Source organism: Burkholderia sp. MSMB1498, assembly GCF_001526245.1.
GTDB lineage: Bacteria > Pseudomonadota > Gammaproteobacteria > Burkholderiales > Burkholderiaceae > Burkholderia > Burkholderia savannae.
Map to the genome: position 1 here is coordinate 54,555 of NZ_LOYJ01000103.1, position 22,239 is coordinate 76,793.

The 22,239-nt window shown below is 67.1% G+C and carries 18 protein-coding genes and 1 pseudogene; 6 read left to right on the top strand and 13 right to left on the bottom strand.

Translation table 11 applies throughout. The annotated features are described in order from the left end of the window. Window positions 1-23 precede the first annotated feature (23 nt). From WS91_RS23470 to WS91_RS23490, 6 genes are all read right to left on the bottom strand, one after another. On the bottom strand, window positions 24-2,432 hold the full coding sequence (locus WS91_RS23470; protein WP_059582980.1) for a T6SS phospholipase effector Tle1-like catalytic domain-containing protein: 2,409 nt from the start codon (window positions 2,430-2,432) through the stop codon (window positions 24-26). Further along, on the bottom strand, window positions 2,429-3,028 hold the full coding sequence (locus WS91_RS34330; protein WP_081989889.1) for a DUF3304 domain-containing protein: 600 nt from the start codon (window positions 3,026-3,028) through the stop codon (window positions 2,429-2,431). The genes WS91_RS23470 and WS91_RS34330 overlap by 4 nt, the downstream gene beginning before the upstream one ends. Continuing rightward, window positions 3,025-3,618, bottom strand: a complete 594-nt coding sequence (locus WS91_RS23475; RefSeq protein ID WP_059671133.1) for a DUF3304 domain-containing protein — start codon at window positions 3,616-3,618, stop codon at window positions 3,025-3,027. Before WS91_RS23475 ends, WS91_RS34330 begins: the two co-directional genes overlap by 4 nt. Beyond that, the gene (locus tag WS91_RS23480) at window positions 3,615-4,193 is read right to left on the bottom strand and encodes a DUF3304 domain-containing protein (RefSeq protein ID WP_059671134.1); all 579 of its coding nucleotides are present in this window, start codon (window positions 4,191-4,193) and stop codon (window positions 3,615-3,617) included. The genes WS91_RS23475 and WS91_RS23480 overlap by 4 nt, the downstream gene beginning before the upstream one ends. Window positions 4,194-4,308: 115 nt before the next feature. Next, window positions 4,309-5,145: a DUF4123 domain-containing protein gene (locus tag WS91_RS23485; RefSeq protein ID WP_059671135.1), complete on the bottom strand. Its 837-nt coding sequence runs from the start codon at window positions 5,143-5,145 to the stop codon at window positions 4,309-4,311. A gap of 2 nt (window positions 5,146-5,147) precedes the next feature. After that, on the bottom strand, window positions 5,148-7,946 hold the full coding sequence (locus WS91_RS23490; RefSeq protein WP_059671136.1) for a type VI secretion system Vgr family protein: 2,799 nt from the start codon (window positions 7,944-7,946) through the stop codon (window positions 5,148-5,150). Between the two features lie 521 nt (window positions 7,947-8,467). Between WS91_RS23490 and WS91_RS23495 the strand changes: the two genes are divergently transcribed. Continuing rightward, the gene (locus tag WS91_RS23495) at window positions 8,468-8,734 is read left to right on the top strand and encodes a PAAR domain-containing protein (RefSeq protein ID WP_059582968.1); all 267 of its coding nucleotides are present in this window, start codon (window positions 8,468-8,470) and stop codon (window positions 8,732-8,734) included. Between the two features lie 23 nt (window positions 8,735-8,757). After that, window positions 8,758-10,185, top strand: coding sequence for a hypothetical protein (locus tag WS91_RS23500; RefSeq protein WP_059671137.1), 1,428 nt, complete (start codon window positions 8,758-8,760; stop codon window positions 10,183-10,185). Between the two features lie 45 nt (window positions 10,186-10,230). Here the strand turns inward: WS91_RS23500 and tssF are convergent, their stop codons facing one another. Beyond that, the gene (gene tssF, locus WS91_RS23505) at window positions 10,231-12,081 is read right to left on the bottom strand and encodes a type VI secretion system baseplate subunit TssF (RefSeq protein ID WP_059582965.1); all 1,851 of its coding nucleotides are present in this window, start codon (window positions 12,079-12,081) and stop codon (window positions 10,231-10,233) included. A gap of 107 nt (window positions 12,082-12,188) precedes the next feature. Between tssF and WS91_RS36225 the strand changes: the two genes are divergently transcribed. The 4 genes and pseudogenes from WS91_RS36225 to WS91_RS38240 all read left to right on the top strand — a co-directional run bounded on the left by WS91_RS36225 (window position 12,189) and on the right by WS91_RS38240 (window position 15,703). Further along, complete coding sequence (locus WS91_RS36225) at window positions 12,189-12,779, top strand: hypothetical protein (protein ID WP_156432450.1); 591 nt, start codon at window positions 12,189-12,191, stop codon at window positions 12,777-12,779. A gap of 510 nt (window positions 12,780-13,289) precedes the next feature. Beyond that, a complete protein-coding gene (locus WS91_RS23510) occupies window positions 13,290-13,580 on the top strand; it encodes a hypothetical protein (RefSeq protein WP_059583179.1) in 291 nt (96 codons plus the stop codon). A 157-nt stretch (window positions 13,581-13,737) separates the two neighbouring features. Beyond that, a pseudogene (locus WS91_RS38235) lies at window positions 13,738-15,039 on the top strand (FUSC family protein); the annotation flags it as partial. Beyond that, window positions 15,026-15,703, top strand: a complete 678-nt coding sequence (locus WS91_RS38240) for a hypothetical protein (RefSeq protein ID WP_059671138.1) — start codon at window positions 15,026-15,028, stop codon at window positions 15,701-15,703. The pseudogene WS91_RS38235 and the gene WS91_RS38240, both read left to right, overlap by 14 nt. Window positions 15,704-15,910: 207 nt before the next feature. On the opposite strand, the gene WS91_RS23525 is transcribed toward WS91_RS38240, so the two are convergent. From WS91_RS23525 to WS91_RS23550, 6 genes are all read right to left on the bottom strand, one after another. Continuing rightward, window positions 15,911-16,780 (bottom strand): alpha/beta hydrolase, encoded by an 870-nt coding sequence (locus tag WS91_RS23525; RefSeq protein ID WP_059671139.1) that lies wholly within the window; start codon window positions 16,778-16,780, stop codon window positions 15,911-15,913. A gap of 190 nt (window positions 16,781-16,970) precedes the next feature. After that, the gene (locus tag WS91_RS23530) at window positions 16,971-17,186 is read right to left on the bottom strand and encodes a hypothetical protein (protein WP_059671140.1); all 216 of its coding nucleotides are present in this window, start codon (window positions 17,184-17,186) and stop codon (window positions 16,971-16,973) included. A 360-nt stretch (window positions 17,187-17,546) separates the two neighbouring features. Further along, entirely contained in the window at window positions 17,547-17,936 is a 390-nt protein-coding gene (locus WS91_RS23535; protein ID WP_059671141.1) for a PAAR-like domain-containing protein, read from the bottom strand. 12 nt (window positions 17,937-17,948) lie between these two features. After that, window positions 17,949-18,611 (bottom strand): DUF3540 domain-containing protein, encoded by a 663-nt coding sequence (locus WS91_RS23540; protein WP_059671142.1) that lies wholly within the window; start codon window positions 18,609-18,611, stop codon window positions 17,949-17,951. Between the two features lie 45 nt (window positions 18,612-18,656). Further along, window positions 18,657-19,739, bottom strand: coding sequence for a pentapeptide repeat-containing protein (locus WS91_RS23545; protein ID WP_059582951.1), 1,083 nt, complete (start codon window positions 19,737-19,739; stop codon window positions 18,657-18,659). After that, window positions 19,736-22,213 carry a DUF2169 family type VI secretion system accessory protein gene (locus tag WS91_RS23550; protein WP_059671143.1) on the bottom strand — a complete coding sequence of 826 codons (2,478 nt, stop codon included), beginning with the start codon at window positions 22,211-22,213 and terminating at the stop codon, window positions 19,736-19,738. The genes WS91_RS23545 and WS91_RS23550 overlap by 4 nt, the downstream gene beginning before the upstream one ends. Window positions 22,214-22,239 lie beyond the last annotated feature (26 nt).

Below are 22,239 nucleotides of genomic sequence, written 5' to 3' on the forward strand. Positions count from 1 at the left end.
GCCGACCATTCGCATGCGTTCGTTCATTGGAACAGCACGCCGATGCCCTTCATGTCGACCTGGCGTTGCATCTGCATCCGCATGCCCTCCATTTCCTCCTGCATCGTCGGCACGCGCGGCTGATCCCAGCGCACGCCGTTCACGAACACGGTCCGCCAGCGCAGGAAGCCCCACAGGAAATAGAACTCGCGGCCGCTCGTTTGCAGCGCGAGGCCGCCCGTCACCTTCGGGTCGGTGAGCACGGCGCTGTCCGTCGGCGCGCTCGGGTCCTTCGCGGCGCGCGCCTGCTTGGCCGACTGCATCGCGGCGTCGTAGCGCTTCAGCAGGTCGGCTTGCGGCGCGGTGAGGGGGGAGCGGGGCTCGGGCTCGGGCGGAAGCCCACCGACGGGCCCCAATCCCGTGGAACCCACGCCCATCGCTTGCGTAATCTGCCACGGGCCGGGCATGCCCGTTTCTACACGTTTTTTCCAGGCAGCGTGCGCACGTTCGAAGTCGGCTTGCTTGGCCTTAATCTCCTGAATCTGCTTATGGTTCCACACGTCGTCGTCGTCGCCCAGCGGCTTGAACCAAGAGCGCGAATCGTGCATGTAGTTGTCGTACAGCACGCTGATCGGCGCTTCGGGAGGGTCCATGTTCCAGTCGCTGCGAACTTGTTGCCACTGCTCCCACTTCTCATTGAGTTGGGCTTGCACCAATTTGACCACTTTGTCGCCGAATAGCACGGTCGCAGGGGTGGCCCCCGGAATGAAAACTTCAGCAGCGGCCGCGGCCGGAAGTAGTGACGTGGAGACAACAGCGGCTGTTTTCGGATTCTCGCTGGCCCATTTCGTAACAAACTTCTTCACGTATCGGGTGACCGTCGGGCCGCCGGCTTTCTCGACCTCCAGCAGATCGTCCCATTCCTCCTTCAACTCCGCATTCGCGCTGTCCAAATCCGCTGCATCTTGCGGGTAGCTTGCCTGCGCAGCCTTGAAGCTCGGCTGCGCGCGCATGTCCTTGAGCCGCATCTTGCGCCAACGAAGATACAAGCCGTAATGGCAGCGCATCAGGCCAGGAGTGCCGTGGTCCTTCTCGTAGTAGTAGTTCTCGCTCGCTTTTACGTAGGCTTCGAAAGATTGTTTTAGTCCTGCTGAAATCTTGAATGAAGCGGTGACGTCCGCGCCGATACCTGGTCCCTGGATATCCAAAGGCACACCTGCCTTACGTGCTTCCCGGTACATATCAAGCAGCGGGACTTGCGAAAGTTTGTCGGCATCGTCCTGACCGCGCCCCTGTTCGCCTGGCCCATAGCCGCCGCCGACGTCCGAGTGAACGCCCGGGTAGACGATCTCCTCACGGCCGTCCATCGAACAATCGATAAGATCGAGTGGAAATGATCCACGAGGTTCATGTGCGGCCACCATGTGCACACAACGGCGCACGTAGTAAGGCACGGCCATCAATTCCTTGCGCCCCCATCCCCCATGTCCGTCGAACAAGGTTGCAGCGGCGCTCTGAGCGATGCCAACCGATGCGACCGTATCAAAGATGCCGAGAAAATCGTATGAAACCGGCACCCCGCACAAACTGAAATCGGGATCGAGTGCGTCAGCAAGCCAATTCGAAAAAGTGCGCGCCTCCGCTGCGCCGCGCGAAAATCCGAATACGTACAGCCGAATGCGTTGCAGCTTCGGCTTTCCTTTGACCAGCAGATCACCGATGCGCTCTTTTAACTGGGTACGACGATCCAGCAATACCTTGCGGCGCTTGCTGTCCCAATCTTGCACGGCTGCATTCCACTTCGACGAATCCAACTCGTCCTTGAGCTGCGCCCAATTCGAATCCCAATCCCAAGTCAATTCGACGCCATTCTGCTCGGCAGCAATCAGCTTGAGCGCCCCCACACCAGAATTCGCGCGCAATTTGATGTCGCCTGCGCTTCCCGGTTTAGGTGGTGTGCCGCCAAGATCGATGCCCTTGAAATTCATGTCGAGGCTCATCGATTTTACGATTTCCTTATCCTTTTTTCCTAACGCCACGGTTAACGAGTTACCGTAAACGTAGGTATGTAATGCGTTGTGAATTTGCAAAAGTGCCCAATTGATACGCCCTTCCCCTGCCCATCCCGCTGCCGCACCTGCCGCCGCTTGCAATCCGACACCGTAATCGCCGATCTGGTCAGTAAAAGGAGTACCGACTCCTGCAACGTAGATGCGATAGTGATATCTGTCGGCAGGAAAAGTATCACTCAGACGAGCCACATTGCTATGCTTTTGCCCGGTTCTGTCACGATCCGCATTATTGCGTGTGCCATCAAAAAAAATCCCAACGTGCAGTGTCTTGCAGCAACTCATGCCATCGTCAGATTGGAGTCTGCGCAGAATCGCGTCCTGCTCTTCCTTCGTGACGACATTAGCATCAGGACGCTCGACAGAAGCGAAACGAATGCTCATGGCTTGATCCTTTTATCGGGAATCGGACAACGTGGATCACTGTTCAGTATCGTGAAATTTCCCGGGCAAGCCTCATTTGGCGCCTGTAACCCCTCCGGGAAACCAGAAAATCCAGGCATCCACTGTGATGCATATACTTTAATTCTATCGCCCGGAAAAAATAATACCCATAAAAATCCATCCGAAAAATACTCGTATTTTTCGACAGGTACAACACGACCTGCTATCGACTTAGGATCTTTTTTAAACATATCGTCATTGCGCCACTCGACTGTGACAGTCAGCCCAGGGCGCCATTTATTCGGCAAGGAAACGCAACAAAAAATTCTGCCACCACCACTACCAATTCGAGATGGGACATTCCCTCCCCACGTCCCATCGACATAAAATCTGCCGATTGGAATCTCGGTATAGTTAAGCGCATTCAACTTCAAACTCATCATGTCGTCTTCCGACTGAGTGACATCTTCACGTTCCGTAGCGAGGGGAACGGCTGCCCTGTCTGTTGCGCGCGAGCAACCCGCGCCGGCCAGAAACACAATCAGGAATATGGTCAATCTGATAAAAGTCTTCATTGGGCCAAAGTGCAAATTCATGACTTAATTCTCTTATCCGGATGAGAGCAACGCGGGTCGTCGTTCCTCAGCGTGAAGTGGCCCGGACACGCCTCGTTCGGCGCTTGCAGCCCTTCCGGGAACCCCGGAAAGCCGGGCATCCATTGCGACGCATACACCTTGATCTTGTCGTTCGGAAAAAACAGCACCCACAGGAATCCGTCGGAGAAGTAATCGTATTTCTCAACCGGTATCACCCGGCTCGCCATCGCATTTGTGGCTTTTTTGTACAGATTGTCATCTTGCCATTGCACCGTTACCGTCAGCCTAGGACGCCATTTAGTTGGTAAAGATACACAGCATATAACTCGTCCCCCACCGCTCCCTATGCGCGATGCGACTGTGCTGCCCCACGTACCATCTACGTAAAACGTACCTATTGGGATATCGGTATAGTTAAGCGCATTCAATTTCAAACTCATCGCATCGCCCCCTGACTGTGAGAGCGCCTCCTCCCCCTCGTCGACTGACGTTCGATCTGTCGCCCGCGAGCAACCCGCGCCGGCCAGAAACACAATCAGGAATATGGTCAATCTAATAAAAACCTTCATCGGGCCAAAGTGCAAATTCATGACTTGATTCTCTTATCCGGATGAGGGCAGCGCGGATCATCGTTCCTCAGCGTGAAGTGGCCCGGACACGCCTCGTTCGGCGCTTGCAGCCCTTCCGGGAACCCCGGAAAGCCGGGCATCCATTGCGACGCGTACACCTTGATCCGGTCCTCCGGTAAAAACAGCACCCACAAGAATCCGTCGGAAAAGTACTCGTACTTCTCGACCGGCACCACGCGACCCGCTATCGATTTCGGATCTTTCGCGAACATCTCGTCGTTGCGCCATTCGACAGTCACGGTCAGCCCGGGACGCCATTTGTTGGGCAACGATACGCAACAGATAATTCGCCCTCCACCGCTTCCAATACGCGACGGAACATTACCTCCCCAGGTGCCATCGACATAAAACCGACCAATGGGGATTTCCGTGTAGTTCAACGCGTTCAGCTTCAGGCTCATCATGTCGTCATCCGCCTGCGACACGGCCTCGCCTTTCCCTCCCGCCTCCAGCGACGCATCGCTCCCCGCACGCGAGCAAGCCGCGACACTCCCCAACAGCGCCAGCAAGAGCAACAACAGGGCAACCGCATCCATCGACCGACGCCCAAGCGCCACCGATGTCACACGTCGAATCTGGGCTCGCATGAACGACCGCACCGCTCCTCGCCCTCCCGACCTCTCGCTCCGCCTCACGATTCACCCACCCCGACTACGCCGACGCTTCGACCGGCGGCACGAGCCATCCCGCCGCCTCGAGCGCATCGAGCGCCGCCCGCGCGCCGGCCGACGGCGGCACGCCTTCCTTCGCCCACGCTTCGCTCACGCACGCATGAGCCTGCGAAGGCGTCGCCGTGAGCCGTCCGAAGCTTTCCGGCCGCTGCCGCACGTGAAAAATCAGCGTGTCGATCTTCGACGCCTGCCTGAGCGCCGCGATCTGATCGGCGTCGAGGCGATACGGCTCGACGTCGCCGCCGTCGGACGCGATCTCGCCGCCAACCGGCGCGACATCGAGCTCGACGAGCGACGCCGCGCGATCGAACAGCCACCACGCATCGATGCCCGCAAAAAAGCGATTGCGCTGCGCCTGCGTCAGCACGCCCGCCCACGCGGGCACGCAGCGCGTATCCGCGAGCCGCACGAGAAACGCTTCGTCGTCTTCGGCGCGCGCCTCCATCTGCCCGCGCAAATGCGCGGCGAGCGCATCGATGCCGTGCGCGGCGCGCAGCAAGCTCAACATCGGCCGGCCGTCGGTCTCGCGCAGCAAGCCTGCGCACACTTCTTCGCGCGGCTGCGCGTCGTCCGGCAGCGGCATCAGGCAAGGCGAGATTTCCACCAGACCTTCGCCGTCGTAGACGCCTTCGTAAAGCGCGACGACCGTGCCGTTCGGATTCAGCGCCGCGAGCGCATCGCGCAGCGACGGCGAGAAACCCATGTCGACGAGCGCATACCAGCGCCCCTCGGCCGACGGCGCGTCGAGCACTTGCCGCAGGCGCGGCAACGCGCCCGCCGGGTACGGATCGATCCAGTCGAATATCTCGGCCGTCATGCTCAAACCGCCTTGCCGGCCAGTGCGCTGCCCGACTGCATCGCGTGCTTCAGGCACTCGACGCACACCTTCTCGGGAAACTGCGGCAGCGCGGCATCCAGTTGATCCGGGCCGACGAACGTATGCTGCGCCGCGTGCACGACGAGCGAGCCCGGGCAGCCGAACGTGACGTTGCCGCCTTCGATCGTCAGATGCGCGCCGCCGCTGACCGCGAGGTGCACGGTCTGCCTCGCCGCGATCTCGACGTCCGCGCCGACGGAAGCCACTTTCAGGTCGTCGCGCGCGCGCAGCGCGATCGCGTCATGCTGCGCCTGCAGCGTCAGATCGTCCTTGCCGGAGATCACGCTCATGCCGACGCCGCTCGCCGCGCTCGCGCCGGCAAGCCAGCCGATCCCCTGCCCGCTGTGGAGGCGCAGCGTCCGACCGACCGCGAGGTTCGTGTCGTTGCCGCTGCCGACCGTCAGCGTCTCGCCCGCCGCCCATTGCAGCGACTGGCCGGCGAGCAATCCGTGGCCGCCCTTCGCTTCGATCCCGAGCACCGCGTCGCCCGTATGGGGCAGCGCGTCGCCCGCCGAGCGGCTCGACGCGTCGGCCGCCGCTTGCGCGTAGCCGTCCGCGCCGACCGTCGTCGCGAGGCTCTTCTTGAGCGCGTCGAGCGGCGCGGCGGCGTCGTTCATCGACGATTGCCCGGCCTGCTGCGCGCCGCGCTGCGCGGCGAACGGCAGGGTCTTGTGCGTATCGGCCGCCTGGTCGAGAAGCTTCGCGAGCGTCGCCTGCTGGCCGAGCAGCGACCGCAGCGCCGACACGTCGCCCGCCGGTTGCGACGGCCCCGTCGGCGCATAGCTGGAGATCAGCATGCCGCGCGCGCCGCGCAGCGCGCCGTATGCGTCCGAACGCAGCTCGACGCCCTGCCCGCGAAAGCTGCCGAGATAGTTGTCGGCCTGATGGCGCAGGTGGCCGATGTTGAGCTGCGTCGCCGCGTGCGTCGTCGCCATCTGCATGCGGCCCATGCGGTCGGTATCGTCCGCGACGAGCTGGTTGTGGCCCTGGCCGTCGAAGCCCTGGCTCTTGAAGCCGGACAGCGCGCCGGCGTGACGGTGGCGCTTCGCGCCGCCGCCCGCGCCGTGCCACGCGGGGCTGTGGCCGCCCGCGAGATTGCCTTGCGCGCTCGTCGCGTGATCGCCCGCCTGCGCATACACCGATTCGTCGAGCGGCTGCCCCGCTTCGCCGCCCGGCGTCGGCGCCTCGCCGCCTTCGCCGCGCCCGTTGAACAGCCCGCCGAGCACGATCGGCCGATGCACAAGCCCGTTGACGAACTGCACGAGCACCTCGTGGCCGATCCGCTGCGTCTGCTGCAACCCGTGCCCCTGGCTCGCGAGGCGCTGCATCGCGCGCGTCGGGTACGTGCCCGAATCGCCGTCCGCCTGCCAGTGATAGCGCAGCCGCAGCCGGCCCTGCGCATCGGTGTGGACCGGCCCCGTCGCCCCCGGCCGCGGCTCGCCCTGCGGCCCGACGACGATCGCCGTCTGCGCGCCGAGCGCCGTCGGCGCCGGATTCAGCCGCTGGCCGGTGCCGTCGTCGAGTGTCGGGCGCCACGCCTGCTCGCGCGGCACGGCGTCGAACCGGTTCGCGTAGCCGCCCGCCTTCGCCTGGCCGAGCACGCGCGCGTCGAGATCCGCGAGCGGCAGCGGGCCGAGGCCGCGCTCGACGCGCTCCATCACGGTCGCGGGCAGATTGTTGACGCCGACCTCGTCGATGCGGGTGAGCACGAACGCATCCGGCGCTTGCGCGCCGCCGCGCGGCATGCGCCACGTCGCGCCCGCGATGCGCAGCGCGCGGCCGACGCGCGCGGTGCGCAACGTGCTGTAGCCCGTCCAGAAGCGCGCCGCGGAAACGATCGCCTCCGCGTGCCGGCGCGCGGTGTCTTCGGCTTCGCGCAGGCTGTCGAACGCTTCGGGCCCAACGTCGTCGTACAGCTCGCGCGATCCGGCCGGATTGCCGAGGCTCGCCGTCGCGCTCGTCGACTGGTTGCTGCGGTAGTCGCTGCTGATCAGCGTGACGCGATCCGCGCTCAGCGACAGCGACTGCCCGATGCCGACGATCACGTCGTCCGGTTCCGTCGCCGTCCCGCTCAGGCGCTGCGGCACGCCGCCCGCGCGCGCGGACGTCTCGTCCTCGGGCAGTTGCGTGCTGTCGTCGAAAATCAGCATCGCGTGGCCGGCCGGCGCATCCGCGTCTTCGACGAAGCAAAAGCCGAGCCCCGCTTCGGCCAGCACGTGCCGAACGAAATCGAAATGCGTATGGGTGCGGTATTGCACGCGGTAGTCGCGCGCGCCGAGTTCGGCGACGCGCTGGTTCGCGTCCGCCGTGAAGCGCCAGCGGGCGATCGCGCCGTACGGCGCGAACACCGCGCCGAGCACGTCCGCGACGCCCTGCCGGACGAACGTACGCTCGTCGCGCCCGTGCGCGAGCGCGGCGAGCCACGGCACGAGCTGCAGGTAATAGCGCGCGAGGCCGGCGTCATAGCCGATGCATTCGGCTTGCGCGACGAGCCCGCTGCGCACGGCACTCGCGCCGTGCGGCAGCGCGGTGCGGATCGTCACGCGCTGCCCGAGCATCGCCTCGAGGTCGAGGCCGGGATCGGTCGCGAGCGCGTAGACGTCCCATTGGAAATTCTCGGAGAGCGTCTCGCGGCCCGCCCAGCGCTCGATCTGCAGCGACGCGAGCTCGCCCGGGCCTTCGAGGGAATAGAGACAATTGGCAGCGCTGAAAAGCGACGTGAATTGCGTGATCACGCTCATGAGAATCCCGCTCTCTCGGAGTTCGACTATTTTTTGAATACGGCTCGTTGCAACGAAAACGGGACAACGGATAAAACCACTGCGCAGCGCGATCACCACCCTCGAACGATCGCGATAATGCAGCGTAGCCAAACCCCGATTGCGCGCGATGCGATCCGGCTTGCCGAATCACCGGGACGCGCCCCGCCGCCAAGGCCGCCGGACGGTAGGTCCCCCATTTATCGCGCACTATTTTAAATTACGCGGCGGCGCTAGGCTATAGGACACCGATACGAAACCCGAGCAAAAACGCGCAACCGGGCGCTATCTCAAAATGAAAATGTTTCGTACTGCCGCGAACGGGACGATTTCCAATGTCGCTCAGTAAATATTGCCGTCGAGGTAATTAATTCCGCCAGCCAAATTCCGATATCGTCGCCAATGGCGATTAGCCGGTAAAATCGGCCCCGCCCGCGCCGAGCGCGGGCGGAAACCGACCCGCTCGACGCACGCCCGCCGAGCGTCCCGAAGGAGACCACACCATGGCACGCCCGTTCATCGTGCTCGGCGACAAGCACAGCCACGGCGGCACCGTCACGACGGCGGCCGCGACGTCCGCGATCCACGGCAAGGGCATCGCGCGACGCAACGACAAGGTCTCGTGTCCGATCCACGGATCGAACCACATCGTCGAAGGCGACGACACGATGATCATCGACAACGAAGGCGTCGCGCGCGACGGCTACCGGACAGCCTGCGGCGCGGCGCTCATCGCGAGCCAGTCGAACACGGGCGGCGACGCGGCGTGACGAATGCATCGACGGGGAATCGCATGAAGCAGCGCGCGTGGTTGAGCAAGACGGCCCTCGTGGCCGCGGTATTCGTTCTGGTTTGGATCGCGACGATCGTTTACTGGAAAGCGACGTATCACCCGCCGAGCGGGACGGAGCTGCTGGTGTACGGCATCGCGCTGCCGTCGCTGCTCGCCGCGTGCGTCGCGTGGGCGCGCAAGGCCGTCGGCCGGCTGCGTGAAGCACCCGCCGCCGCATCGCAGGCCGTCGCCATGGCGGCGTCCGCCCATGGCGCGCACGCCGCCCATGCCGCCCATGCCGCACCGGCCGCGGACGAAGCGGCGCAGCGCAGGTGGACGCTCGCGCTGCTCGATAGCAGCGTGAGATTTCCGACGGGCGCGACGACGGCTGAAGCCGACGACGCCGCCCGCAACGAAACCGCCGTCGGCCTGCACCCCGAGCTGCGCCGCCCGGACGGCGCGGGCGTGTTCGCGAGCGGCGTGGCGTCGGTCTCGCTCGACCACTTCGACGAAAGCCTGCTGCCGCCCGGCACGGGCGCCGCGCTGAACGACGAGCACTGGCGCGCGCTGATGCTCGCCGCCGACGCGCTCGACGAGTTGCTCGAGCGCCACGCGGTGCTGTCGACGGGCGGCGCATCCCGCGTTGCCGAGCCGCTCAAGCTGCATCTGCTGCTGCCCGAGCGCTGGCAGCCGGTGGCGGCCACGCTCGCCGCGTGGCTCGACGCGCACGTCGCGCGCGAACGCTGGATGCCGGGCGTCGAGCGCGTGCAGACCCGCATGATCGCGGACCCGGTGCAGGCATGGACGATCGTCGACGAACTGATCGTGTCGCTCCATCACCAGCCGTCGGATGCGCGCCATGTCGTGCTCGCGTGCGATTCGTCACTGAGCGACGCGACCGTGCGCGCGCTCGACGACAACGGCAGCCTGTACGGACACAACCGGCCGAACGGCCGCGTTCCGGGCGAAGGCGCCTGCGCGCTGCTGCTCGCGCATCCCGCGTCGGCGGATGCGACGGACGCGCCGCGCATTCACCGGCTCGTCGCGGCTCGCTCCCGCGCCGCAGGCGACGCGGCGGCCGAGCCGCAATCCGATACGCTCGCGCAATTGCTCGACGCGGCGCGCACGCAGACCGCATCGGCCGAGCTCGATCTGTCCGGCTGCGGGCTCGTGAGCGACGCCAACCAGCGCGGCGGCAGCCGCACCGAAATCGCGGGCGTCGTCGAGCGAACCTGGCCCGACGACGGCCGCGAACGTTGCCGGCATCTCGGCGTCGCGAACGGAGAAAGCGGCGCGGCACTCGCGCTCGGCGCGCTCGCTGTGGCCGGCTGGCGCGCGAACGAAGAACGGCAGCCGACGTTCGCGGCGTCGATCGGCGATCCGGCTGCGCGCGGCGTCATGCTCGTCACGCCCGAGCCGATCGGGCCGGATCTCGCAGCCGCCGCCTGAGCACGCCGAAGCCGGCCGCGCGTGCGCCGCGGCTGCGTCGCGCGTCTAGATCAGAAATCCGCCGCCCGAGCGGCGCGCACGCCGGCACAGCGCGTCGCCCGTCCGGCTCGACACGAGCACGAGCTGCGTGAAGCCGTTCGGCGCGACGTACTGGCTCAGCAGGCAATCCATCAGTTGCGCGAACGTGTGGACGCCCGTACCGGCGAAGCAGTCTTCGTCGACCGTGATGCGAATCTCGAGCCCTCGCACGACGCTCGCGAACGGCTTCTCGGATACCCACGCCGTCACGGGTTTTTGCGACACGTCGACGATGCCCGCGATCTGCCGGACGGTAGCCGGCGACTCCTGCAGGTCGTGAAGCTTCAGCATGTCGCGCACGGCGCCGGCGCCGCCCGCGAGCAGCAGCGAATTCAGCGACAGTTGCGAGATCAGGCGCCACAGCGCGCCGCGGTCGTCGCGCAAACGAAGCGGCCGCGTGGGCCGCTGCAGCAGGCTGATCCGGCTCGCGAGCGTGCCGCCCTCCATCATCAGATCGCCGCCCGGCGCGCCGTGCGGCAGTTGCTCCGGCAAGTCGCGATTGCTGCACGTGAGCTTGAAGTCGACGCCGGGCGGCGGCGCGACCGGGTCGAGCGCGCCGTCGACGAAGCCGAGCGACAGTTCGTGCCCCGGCTCGCTTCTCGCGATCAGCGCGTCGCGCCGCATGCGCCAGTACGACGACGCCCGCGCCGCGTGCCCGCCGTGGTACAGCGCATGGAGCGACCGGAACGCCGTGATCCGCTCGCCCTGCGGCGTGTCCTCGACCTGCGTCACCGCGTCGACGGAATAGACCTCGTACGCGTAGGCATTCTGCTTGTCGACGACGAGCGGATACATGTGCGTGCCCGACGCCGCGCCCGGCTGCGCGCCGAGCTTGCCGGACGTCTCGAACAGGTTGATCACCGGCGTGCATCCGAGCCGCACGTGCTCGGCGCTCAGCGATTCGAGCACGCTCGCCTTCGCGGAATCGGCCGGGATGTCCTTCAGCAGCAAATGGAGCGTGAATTGCCGTCCGCCGAGCCGCCCGGCCTCACGCAGATCGCAATCGAAGAAGCCGAACTTCTCGGGAAAAGCGAAATACTCCGTGAGCAGCGGATACGCGGGATGCACGGTGTCCGGACAGGGAATCAGGCTGTCGTCGCGCGACACGCCGGCGGCCGAGAACGGCACGCGGCCGAGCGCCGCCCAGCGCCCGCTCTGCGCCGATTCGACATACGCGTGCACCGCGTGCAACGACAGCGCGTCGCGCAGCGCGGCGCTCAGCAGCGGCTCGCCGCGCACGTACAGGCGAACCGTGTCGAGCTTCAGGTCGGCGACGCACGCGTGCGGCGAACGGATCGCGAACGTGAGCGAGATTTGCGCGCCCGCGTTCGGCGGCAGCCGGAACGACATCGGCGCCTGCGGCATCGCGTGAAAGCGCGCCGCGCTCACTTGCAGCGGCGACAGCGTCACGTCGTAGGCAGTGCGGAAGAACATCTTCGCGCCCTTGACGGGCCGGCTGTACAGCTGCGTGCCGCGCGGCACGACGACTGCCGCCGACATCTGCGCCGCGCGGCTCGCATCGACGTCGAAGGCGGCGATCGAGCACGACGGAAACGCGCGCAGATAATGCGGGTACAGCACCTCGACGAACGCCTTCGTGAATTCGGAGTAATCGTCCTCGATGTGCTGCGACGCGCGCGCGCCTGTCAGCGCGAACGACTCGAACAACCGCTCGACCTGGGGGTCCTCGCTGCTGCCGTCGGCGCCGCTCGCGAGCTGCATGCGGCTCGCGATCTTCGGATAGCGCTCGGCGAAATCGCGCACATGGCGGCGCAGGAACGCCAGTTCCCGTTCGTAGTAAGAGAGGAGTTCATCCATCAGCGGTTCTCGAAAGTGCCGTCGCACGCCGGTCGGCCGATGCCGACGGCACGGCTCACCATGCGTTCGGCGAAAGCGCGAACGGCCGGACCGCCGTGCGGGCCCGAATGGACGAACGTTGCGCGGGCAATCAGCCTGGGCCGACGCGACGGCCAACTTTACCGGAACATTCGGGTGCAGTCCACGCCGCGGCCCGCGCGTCGGCCGATCGGGCTATCCGCGGCGAACGCGCGCCAGGGCGGCGACGCGCGACGACGGACGCGACGGACGCGACGGGTGACGACGCGATTGGCGCGGTCGGTGCGGTCGGTGAGGTCGGTGAGGTCGGTGAGGTCGGTGAGGTCGGTGCGGTCGGTGCGGTCGGTGCGGTCGGTGCGGTCGGTGCGGTCGGTGCGGTCGATGCGGCCGGTGAGGTCGGTGCGGCCGGTGAGGTTGGTGCGAGCGGACGCGCGCGCTCGGTGCTGTCACCGTCGGCCAGACGCTCGCCCGCTCACCGCGCGCTTCGACTCGATCAGCGCCCGGACGCGCATCGCGGCTTCAGGCGTCGCGCGATTGCAGACGTCTCGGCGTTCGCGGCGAACGCCGAGCAGGACCAGCGTGCGATCAAGGCGTTCGGCGCCGAGCAAGCGACGCGGACGACGCGCGATTGCGCGCAATCGCAGCAGACCGACGCGGCGCCCCCGATAGGAAGACAATGAGTGCGCAACGGGAAAGATGACGAACGAACCGCGCAGCCTCCTTCATTCCGCACTTCGCCTCTCCGCGACGCCCATCGGGCAGCGCGGCGAACGGCATTCGCGCGATCGCGCCGACAACCCGCGTCGCGCCGATACCGACGTCGCCTCAACGTTGCCTTGACGTCGGCTCGATACCGCCTCGATACCGCCTCGACGTCGCCTCGATGCCGCTCCGGCAATCCTCCGAGCCATCGCCGTCGAGCGGCCCGAACCGCACGTCGTCCGCCACGCTCGCCGAGCGGCGCCTCCCCGGCTCTGGGTTAGAATTTTTGCGGCGTGCCGCGCGCGGCACGCAATGCATCGACGCGCAGGAGTGCCGACGAAGATCAGCAAGTGCCGCAACCGCCGCCGAGCCCTCGGCGCAGCGACGCGCCCCGCCGGGCGCGCAGGAAGAGCCGCACGGTCAGGTGCCGCAGGATGCCGGCGGGCCGCGCGTATCGCCGTCACGTCAAACGCTCGGGCATGAACTCGATGAAACAACGAAAATCGCTTCCGCTACCGGGCGTCGCCGCGACGCTCGCGCTATGCGCGCCGCTCGAGGGCTGCGGCTCGCGCGGCGCGCCTTCGTACGTGCTGTTCGGCGCGTATTTCCCGCGCTGGCTGCTGAGCGCCGTGATCGGCGCGGCGGCCGCGCTCGTCGCGCACCGGCTGTTCGTCGCGGCCGGCTGGGCAAGCGTCGTGCCGCATCAGCTTTCCGTCTGCACCGCGATCGGGCTCGTCGTCGCGGTGCTCGTCTGGCTGCTCGGCACGGGACAATTCTGATGAAGATCGCCGGCGTGAATCCGAAACCCGCGTGGAAAGGCCGCCTGATCGCGCTCGCGATCGGCGCGCTCGGCGCGGCCGCGCTGGGTACGCGTATCACCGCTCGTCGCGCTACCCGTCGACCGACGACGCGGCGATCGACGCCGACGTCGCGAAGCGCGGCTTCTTCGAGCCGGACGCGCGCACGAATCCCGATCACATCCGCTACGCGTTAAAGACGACCGCCGCCGCGATGTTCTGCTATCTGCTGTATCAGCAGCTCGACTGGCAAGGCATCCACACCTGCTTCATCACGTGCTACATGGTGTCGCTCGGCACGACCGCCGAGACGGACGAGAAGCTGACGCTGCGCATCGCGGGCTGCATCGTCGGCGCGCTGCTCGGCACCGCCGCGATCGTGTTCGTCATGCCCGCGCTCACGTCGGCCGGCGAGCTGACGGCGCTCGTGTTCGCGGGCGCGTGGGCGGCCGCGTGGGTCGCGATGGGCTCGCCGCGCATCTCGTATGCGGGCATGCAGGTCGCGTTCGCGTTCTTCCTGTGCGCGATCCAGGGCGCCGCGCCCGGCTTCGATCTGACGCTCGCGCGCGACCGCGCGATCGGAATCCTGCTCGGCAATGTCGTCGTGTATCTGGTGTTCACGCGCGTGTGGCCCGTCAGCATCGCGAGCCGGATCGACGCCGCGCTCGATGCGCTCGTCGCGCAATGGGCGCGCATCGCGCGCGCGAAGGACGCCGACTCGCGCCGCACGCAAACCGCCGCGGCGCTCGCGCAGCACGCGAGCCTGCGGCAGGACCTCGGGTTGATCCACTATGCGCCGTCGTGGGTGCGGCCGCCGCCGGACCGGGTCGCGAGCCGGCGGCGGACGCTCGCGGAACTGGACGCGCTCGAAGGCCCGCTGTTCCTGCTCGCCGAACGCGCAGCGGGCGAGGATGGCCTCGCGGACGTCGATGCGCGCTTGCGCCGCGTCGCGCGCAATGCAAGCGATGCGGGCGACGGCACGAGTGCGAATGCAAGCGATGCGGGCAATGACACGAGCGCGAATGCGGGCGATGCAGGCGATGACGCGAGCGCGAATGCGGGCGATGCGGGCAATGACGCGAGTGCGAATGCAAGCGATGCAGGCGATGACACGCATGCAAAAGCGCGCGATGCCGCAACCGATGCGCCGCACGCCGCCGACACGCACGCTGCCCCGCCGGCCACCGCATCCACCGCACCCGCCGTGACGCCGCACGCGCTCGGCGCAAGCGACGCCGCAACCCGCCATGCCGATGCCGAAGCCGAATCCGAATCCGAATCCGAAGCCGAAGCCCGAGCCAATGCCGAAACCGAAACCGCAGACGCAGACGCGCCGCGACGCACGCTGCTGAACCTGATCGACGCGCGCCTCGCCCGCCTCGCCGAGACCGCGCGACAACGAGACGTATCGAAGGAGCCGACGAATCATGCGCGCGCTTAATCCGATGTCACTGTCGATCGCGCTTGCCGTGGCCGGCCTCGCGGGCTGCGCGACGTCATCGCTCGACATGGCGCCCGACGCACCCGATCGCCCGTGGCGGCCGCAGACGGACGTCGCCGGCGCGATCGTGCCCGGATCATCGACGCCCGCGGCGAGCGTCGCGCGCGGCGATTACACGCTGCCCGCGAACGGCGCGCTCGCCGAGGTGCCGCCCGCCGCGGCGCTCGATCCGGCACATGCGTACACGCTGCCCGAGCTGATCGACCTCGCCGAATCGACGAATCCGCTGACGCGCATCGCCTGGAACGACGCGCGCAACGCGGCGCTCGCAGCCGGCATCGCGAAGGCCGCGTATCTGCCGCAACTGTCGGCGGCCGCGATGGGCGGCTATCTCGCCGGGCAGAACGCGCTGCGCACGAGCCTCGCATCGCACGAGGCGGCGGCGGCGGCGCTCGTCGACGCCGCACAGACGACCTACGACGCCGCGCTCGACGCGTATCGGCACGGCGTCGGATCGATCACCGACGCAATGCTCGCGCAGAACGGCCTGCTTGCGGCGCGGACCGCTTACGCGGACAGCTACAGCGCCGCGCTGTCGGCCGCGGCGTCGCTCGCGCTCGCGACGGGGACGGTCGCGCAAGCGCAGGAAACGGTGCAACGATAAGGATCGCGAACCGGAACCGCGTTCCGTCGCGGCGCAACTCGGGAAGGCTCCATGCCCGAGCCGGCCGCGATGCGCGATGCTGCGCCGCGCATGCCCGCCGTGCGCGTCGGCCGCCTAATTGCGCCGCCTAATTGCGCCGCCTATTTCCGCCGCCTACGTCCGCCACCTATGTCCGCCACCTATGTCCGCCGCGTAAATCCGCCGCGCCTACCGGCGCTCTTCGTCTGCCCGCTCGTCGCCGCCGTGCCCGGAACCGGCAATGGCCGCGTCGAGCAGACGCATCAGCGTGCCGTTCGGCTGCACCAGATCGTCCAGCACGGAAAAATGCGTGCAGCCCGGCACGTGGGCGCCCCATACCGGCTCGCCCGCCGCCGCGCACGCAGCCGTATAGTCGTCCGCCTGACGCACGAGTTCAGGCAGTTCGTCGGCGCCGACCGCGACGACCGTCGGCGCGCCCTTTCCGACGTGCCACAACGGGCTGTAGGCCGCGATTTCGCGCTCGCTCAACTGCAGTTTCTCGTTGAGCCACGACAGGCTGATCGGTTCGAGATCGACGAGCGGGCTGATCGCGAGCGCGCTCGTCACGAACGCATGGCCGCGATGCAACGCGCTCAGATGTCCGCCCGCCGAATGCCCGCTCAGGCAAAGCGGCCGTCCCGCAGTGCCGAGGCCGTCCCGATCGGCGCGCAGATGATCGATCAAGCGGCCGATTTCGTCGACGATCTGCGTCATCGACGCGTCGGGCGCAAGCGTGTACTCGGCCAGCACGACGTTGAATCCGCGTGCGAGCGGCCCGTGCGCCACGAACGCGAAATCCTCTTTCGCGCAGTTCTGCCAATATCCGCCGTGAATGAACACGAAGGTCGGCGCGTTCGCGCGGCCGCCGGGAAGCCAGTCGAAACGCTCGCGCGGCCGATCGCCGTAGCGCAAGTCGCGCCGGCCGCGAACGCGCTCGTACAGCGCGGCGCTGCGCGTGCGGAAATCGGCCAATACCGCCGGGAAATTCGCAATCGCCCGAGTGTTGTTGTACGCCCTGTCGAGCGCCGCGCGGCCCATGCCGCGATACAGTCGTTCCATCATCGATCCGCCGATATTCGGAATGTGGGAAAACGCATGGCATCCGATTGTGGCGGCGCCCACCGGGGCCGTCTATCCGGAAAGTGCGCCGATTCGATGCGGCGCTGTCCGCTTTTTACGTCCCGTCATCGCCGGCCATTGCATGTCCGCCGCATGTCCGCCGCATGTCCGTTGCACAGCCACTGCACGGCTACTGCACGCCGCCCGCATCGCCGCGCAGTCCGCCCGCCGCCGCGAGCCGCCCGGAAGCGGTCGCGGCGAAACCCGCTGCGCCGTCAGGCGCATCCGTGCGCGGCCGCATCACTTCGAATGCCTGCGCATCCGGTGCGAACACCTCGCGGCCATAGACGAAGCGCTCATGAAATTCGTGGCTCGCGCCGCCCGTGAGCGACGCTTCAAAACGCATCGTGTCGGCCGTTCAAGTCGACTGCCGCCTGCTCGCGCTGTTTCAACCCGAACGCGATCCGCTCTTCGATATGCCCGCTCGCATTTCACCGCATGCGCGCCCCCGGCTTCGATCGTTGTCGCGACGCCCGGGCATGCCGGTTTCAAACGGGAAGATGCCGGCCCGCTCGCATGCACTCGGGCTCGGCGCAAGCGCGGCGATGCGCTCGCAGTGTGGCAATGGCGCGTCCCGATCGCCAGCGCGGCTTTCGTGCCGGTTCGAAGTCCGAGTTCGAAGCCCGAGTTCGAAGCCCGGCGACATCGACCGGAAATCGCCTCGCGCGGCGTCTCCGAGCCGTGTTCCAAGCGGCGCGCGAATCCTTCAACCGCTCAGATTCAACACGATGGTCTGACTGGGCGAACTACCCGCACCGATGGTATTGCCGCTGTTCTGCTGCGTCGGGTCGGTCATGCGCGTGGCCGGCATGCCGGCGATCAGGGTCTTGCTCGCGCCCCGGGCGTTGCGCGAGACACTCGACACGGTGCCGGACGCGGCCCCGCCCATCGCCCCCGCGCTGTCGCCGCTCGACATCGGAATGATCGTCGCGACGTTGTGGGCGGGACCGCCGCCCACGAAGATGTTCGTGACATTCGGTATCGCGCTCGCGCGCGAAGCCTTGTTCGGATAAGGAGCGGGCGCACCCGCCGGCGGCGTGAGGTTGACGCTCGTCGCCATGTTTTCGCCGCCCGCGCTCGAATTCACCATCACCATCTCAGCACCCTCCTAACCCAGATGTATTTGCCCGGCATCGATCTTCGACAGCCGCTCGGCCGTGAGCAGCGCGTTCTTCGCATGCAGGCGCAGGTTGCCGCTCGCCGCGTGATCGATCTGCGCCGCCCGCAAGTGCTCGACCGTCTCCACCGAGCGGAAACTGCTTCGGCACGATTGCGCAACGTGGTCGATCACCGTCTCCAGCATCCGGCCGATCAGACGAATCGTCCCGAGCCGGCCGTGAACTTCCGCGCTGGCGAGCGTCGTCTTGTCGGCGGACAGCGACGCGTCGAGGGCCGACAAGGCCAGCCGCTCCGCGCTGACCGATACGCGCTCCCGCCCCGTCAGGCACAGGGCGCCGTCGCTCTTCAGATAGACGTTTTGCGTCGCCTCCAGCACGAGGTCGCCCCGAACGCACACGTGCACGGCGTCCGCGTTCGGGCGCTCCAGGATCGCCGTCACGTAGACGCATCGCGCATCGGCCGTGCAAATCGCGACGCGGTCGCCCGCTCGCGGCTCGACGAGACAGCTGAACGCGCGCCGGCAGCGAACGCTCGCGCCTTCGCATTCGACGACGAACGAGCCGTCGGACAGCGCATCCGCGACCGTCGCCGCTTTCTCTTGCATCGCAGGCGCGGCGCGGCTGCGCGCTGCTTCCATCACGGTCGGATTCATGTTTCCTCCTCGGTTCGAAACGGATCGATCGCGCCCGCGCCGTTCTCACTCGCGCTCGCGACGCAGCGCTTCGTCTCGTCGCCGCGACCACGCTTGCGCCTCCGACAACGCCGAATCGCGCGCCAGCGCGCCGGGATGCGCGTGCCATGCGATGTCGGGCGCGACCGCGTCGTGAAACAGGGTTCGCGCGAAACCCGCGCCGTCGAATTCGGCGCCGGTCAGATCCGCGCCGGAAAAATCCGCGCCCGCGAGGCGCGCCCGCGAAAAGCGCGACGCGCCGCATCGCGCGTGCTGGAGCACGGCCCGCTCCAGCGTCGAGCCGGTGAAGTCGGCTTGCCGAATGTCGGCCCGCACCCAGAGGCTGCCCTCCAGCGCGGCATGACGGCACACGGCGCCCTGCGCGTCGGCCTCGACGAACACCGCGTACGGTGCGTCGATTTCGTCCAGCCGCGCGCCGCTCAGCCTGGCGCGCTGGAAATTGCAGTAAGCGAGGTTGGCGGCGGTGAAATCGACGTTCGTCAGATTCGCGCCGGCGAACTGGCAGCGATGCATCCGCTGGCCGCGCAAGCACTGGCCGGCAAGATCGGCTTCGACGAAGACGGCGTCGCTGAAGGTCGCGTCGCGCAAGATCGCCTGCGTCAGATCGAGCTGGAAGAAGACCGCCTTGCGGACGACGGCCGCCGTGAAATCGGCGCGCCCCAGCCGCGTCTCGCTGAACACCGACGATTCGATGCGCCCGCGTTGAAAGCTGCAATCGCCGATATCGCTTTGCAGGCAGTTGAAGCCGTGCGCGTGCGCGAGGCGAAAATCCACGCCGGCGGCAACCGTCGAGCTCATCGTGAACCCGTGGAGGCGGCTTTCCGAGAGGTTCACATCGTCGAGCCGGCACGCGTGGAACGTGCACTTCGACAAATCCGCGCATTGCATGTCGACGCCTCGGAATTCGCATTCGTTGAAGACGGCTTCGCCGAGCCGCGCGCCCCGCATCGCGACGCCGGCGAACCGCACCTGCTCGAACACGCCTGCCGACCAATCCTGCCCGTCGAGGTTCGCCGAATCGATCACGACGCCCTTGATCACATGGCCTTGGGCGACGGCGTCGCGCAATTGCTCGAGGCTCGCTCTCATTGGCGCGCTCGCGCTGCCGGGAACCGCATCGCGTGGTCGAGATACGCGCCCGCCCATTGCGTATCGCCGTCGGACAGGACTTCCGAGAGATTCGCGCGAAACAGATTGGCCCCGCGCAGATCGGCGCCGTCCAGCGTCGCGCCGCGCAGGTACGCGGCGATCAGATCGGTGTCCCGCAGATCGGCCCCGGTGAAGTCGGTTCGCACGAAGTGGCTGCCTTCGCTTTTCGCGCCGCGCAGATTGGCGGCCCGCAGGCGCGCGTCGGTGAAGTCGCAGTTGCCGATGCGCGCCCCGTGAAAATCCGCCGCGTCGAGATCCGCTTCGCGAAAATTGACCTCACTGAGCGTCGCGAACGAGAAATCGGCGCGCGCGACGTCGCAGCGCTGGACGAAGCACGCCTTCACGAGATTCGCCGCGTCGAAGCGAAGCGGCGCTTGCGTGCGCGCGTCGACGATTCCGAATCCGTCGATGTCGGCCGCCGAAAACCGAACGTCGGCGAGCGAGCAGTTCATCAGCAGCATCTTGCGGATCGTCGCGTTCGAGAAGTTCACGTTCTCGAACGATTGATCGACGACGATCAGATTGCGCAGCGTGGCGCGGCTGAAATCGACTTCATGGAAGCGGCAATCGCCGAACCGGGTGTCCGACAAGATGCCGCCTTCGAATCGACACTTTCGCAACCGCACGCGCTCGACGATGCAATCGCTCAGGTTCGCGCCCGAGAAGTCCGTCTCGTCGCACGCGGCGAGCGAGAGATTGGCGCCCGTCAAATCGGCGTTGACGAACCGCGTCCGGTTCAGACCGGCGCGCACCAGCACGGCGTGATCGACGATCGCGCCCGACAGATCGGCGTCGCTCAGATCGGCGCTCTCGAACATCGCGCCGGCAAGCCGCGCGCCGCGCAGATCCATGCCGGAAAGATCCGCGCCCGTCAGGTCGACGCCCTCGAGCGAGCGCCCCGCCGCGACGGCGGCGGCGACGAACGCGCGCCGCGATTCCGACGCCGCCTCGCTCAACCGGTCCGGCGCGTCCTGATGCTGGGCCGATTGCAGGTAGAGCTTGCGAAGGCTCTCGTGCGCATCGCGTTGCATTTTCTGCATGCCCGACCAGTCGGTGGCGGCCGCCTGCCCGGCCTCGTCTCCGTCGCCATGAAAAACGGCCGGCGCCGGCGGGCCGCGCCGCTTCGCGGCCGGCGCTTCGCGCCCGGACGGCAGATCGCGCCGCATCGCCTCGAGCCGCGCGCGCGCTTCGTCGGCCGCCGCTTCCTGACGCTCGACGAACTCGACCAGTTGATCGAGGCGGGGCTCCTCGACCGGACGCGCGTCCGCAAACGCGCTCAGCCGGTCCCGCATGAGCCGCTGCCTCGCACCCTGCGTCGCGGCCGCGGGCTCAGCCGGCGAATCCGCCGGCAGATAGCGCTCGGGCAGCAGATCCCGATCGCGCAGCGCGTACAGCACGGCCTTGTCGTGTCGCGTGCGCCACTCGATCACCTGCCGATACCATTCGGGCGGCCTCGGCTGCCCGCTCGCGTCGGCGCCGAGCAGCAATGCCTGCACGTCGCTCGCGTCGAACTGCGCGACGGCCGTCGCGCCGTGATAGATCATCACGACGCGCTCGCGGTGCGGAATGAACCATAGGGTCGTCAAGCGCATCGGAATTTCCTCCGGCGTCTCGCGGCCGGCGCGCACGACGAACGACCGCGCGTGCAGCGCCGGCACGCGCCCCGTCAGCACCGCGTGATCGGGATGCAGATGCGTCAGTTCGTAGGCGACGCCGTCCGGAAATTCGGCGAGCCCCGTCAATTGCTGATCCGCGGGCGCGATGTTGAAGCAGCGCGGATCGAGCGTGCGCGGAAAGCCGGGAAAATCCGTTTCGAGCCATTGCCGGTCGTATTCGCCGGACAGGCTCGCGCGCTGCGGCCACGTCGCGTCGATCGGACAGAAGCCGGCGGGCGCGGGAAGCTCGTCGGGAAAACGCATCGGGCTGTGCGCGTATTCGATGTTGGGCAGAGGGCGGACGCCGTCTTGCGACGGCTCCGCGCCGCGGCCTCGCGGATTGTCAGCGAAGCCCGCGCCGCCGTACGCGAATTCCCAGTCGAGCGGCAACTGCTCGAACGGCCGCGCGGGCGTGACGCGCCCGCCGGCCCATTGCCGGTCGCCGGATATCCGCAGCCGCTTTTCCACGCCGGCGACGCCGATCCCGACCTCGCATGCGCCGCCGCTGCGCTCGCCCGCATGTTTCCCGTACGCATATCCGCAGACGAGGAATTCCGGGCACGGCTTCGGCAGCGCCATGTCGAGCGTGTAGCCGCGCAGCGCTTCGCCGGCCAGATTCCAGAGTGCCGAGTCCGTCAGCAGTTGCGGATGCTCGCCCAAGGTCGCGGCCATCAGCGCGGCGACGCCGAGATGCTCTTGTCCGTGCATCCGGTAGAGACGGGTCAGCGGGCTGATCCTGAAGGGTTTGATGATTTTCATTTGACGGCCTGAGGCTTGTGGGCGGC

Excerpts from the sequence above, each read along its gene's own strand:
- WS91_RS23470 (WP_059582980.1), bottom strand. The coding sequence starts at position 2,432 with ATGAGCATTCGTTTCGCTTCTGTCGAGCGTCCTGATGCTAATGTCGTC.
- WS91_RS34330 (WP_081989889.1), bottom strand. The coding sequence starts at position 3,028 with ATGAATTTGCACTTTGGCCCAATGAAGACTTTTATCAGATTGACCATA.
- WS91_RS23475 (WP_059671133.1), bottom strand. The coding sequence starts at position 3,618 with ATGAATTTGCACTTTGGCCCGATGAAGGTTTTTATTAGATTGACCATA.
- WS91_RS23480 (WP_059671134.1), bottom strand. The coding sequence starts at position 4,193 with ATGGATGCGGTTGCCCTGTTGTTGCTCTTGCTGGCGCTGTTGGGGAGT.
- WS91_RS23485 (WP_059671135.1), bottom strand. The coding sequence starts at position 5,145 with ATGACGGCCGAGATATTCGACTGGATCGATCCGTACCCGGCGGGCGCG.
- WS91_RS23490 (WP_059671136.1), bottom strand. The coding sequence starts at position 7,946 with ATGAGCGTGATCACGCAATTCACGTCGCTTTTCAGCGCTGCCAATTGT.
- WS91_RS23495 (WP_059582968.1), top strand. The coding sequence starts at position 8,468 with ATGGCACGCCCGTTCATCGTGCTCGGCGACAAGCACAGCCACGGCGGC.
- WS91_RS23500 (WP_059671137.1), top strand. The coding sequence starts at position 8,758 with ATGAAGCAGCGCGCGTGGTTGAGCAAGACGGCCCTCGTGGCCGCGGTA.
- tssF (WP_059582965.1), bottom strand. The coding sequence starts at position 12,081 with ATGGATGAACTCCTCTCTTACTACGAACGGGAACTGGCGTTCCTGCGC.
- WS91_RS36225 (WP_156432450.1), top strand. The coding sequence starts at position 12,189 with ATGGACGAACGTTGCGCGGGCAATCAGCCTGGGCCGACGCGACGGCCA.
- WS91_RS23510 (WP_059583179.1), top strand. The coding sequence starts at position 13,290 with ATGAAACAACGAAAATCGCTTCCGCTACCGGGCGTCGCCGCGACGCTC.
- WS91_RS38240 (WP_059671138.1), top strand. The coding sequence starts at position 15,026 with ATGCGCGCGCTTAATCCGATGTCACTGTCGATCGCGCTTGCCGTGGCC.
- WS91_RS23525 (WP_059671139.1), bottom strand. The coding sequence starts at position 16,780 with ATGGAACGACTGTATCGCGGCATGGGCCGCGCGGCGCTCGACAGGGCG.
- WS91_RS23530 (WP_059671140.1), bottom strand. The coding sequence starts at position 17,186 with ATGCGTTTTGAAGCGTCGCTCACGGGCGGCGCGAGCCACGAATTTCAT.
- WS91_RS23535 (WP_059671141.1), bottom strand. The coding sequence starts at position 17,936 with ATGGTGATGGTGAATTCGAGCGCGGGCGGCGAAAACATGGCGACGAGC.
- WS91_RS23540 (WP_059671142.1), bottom strand. The coding sequence starts at position 18,611 with ATGAATCCGACCGTGATGGAAGCAGCGCGCAGCCGCGCCGCGCCTGCG.
- WS91_RS23545 (WP_059582951.1), bottom strand. The coding sequence starts at position 19,739 with ATGAGAGCGAGCCTCGAGCAATTGCGCGACGCCGTCGCCCAAGGCCAT.
- WS91_RS23550 (WP_059671143.1), bottom strand. The coding sequence starts at position 22,213 with ATGAAAATCATCAAACCCTTCAGGATCAGCCCGCTGACCCGTCTCTAC.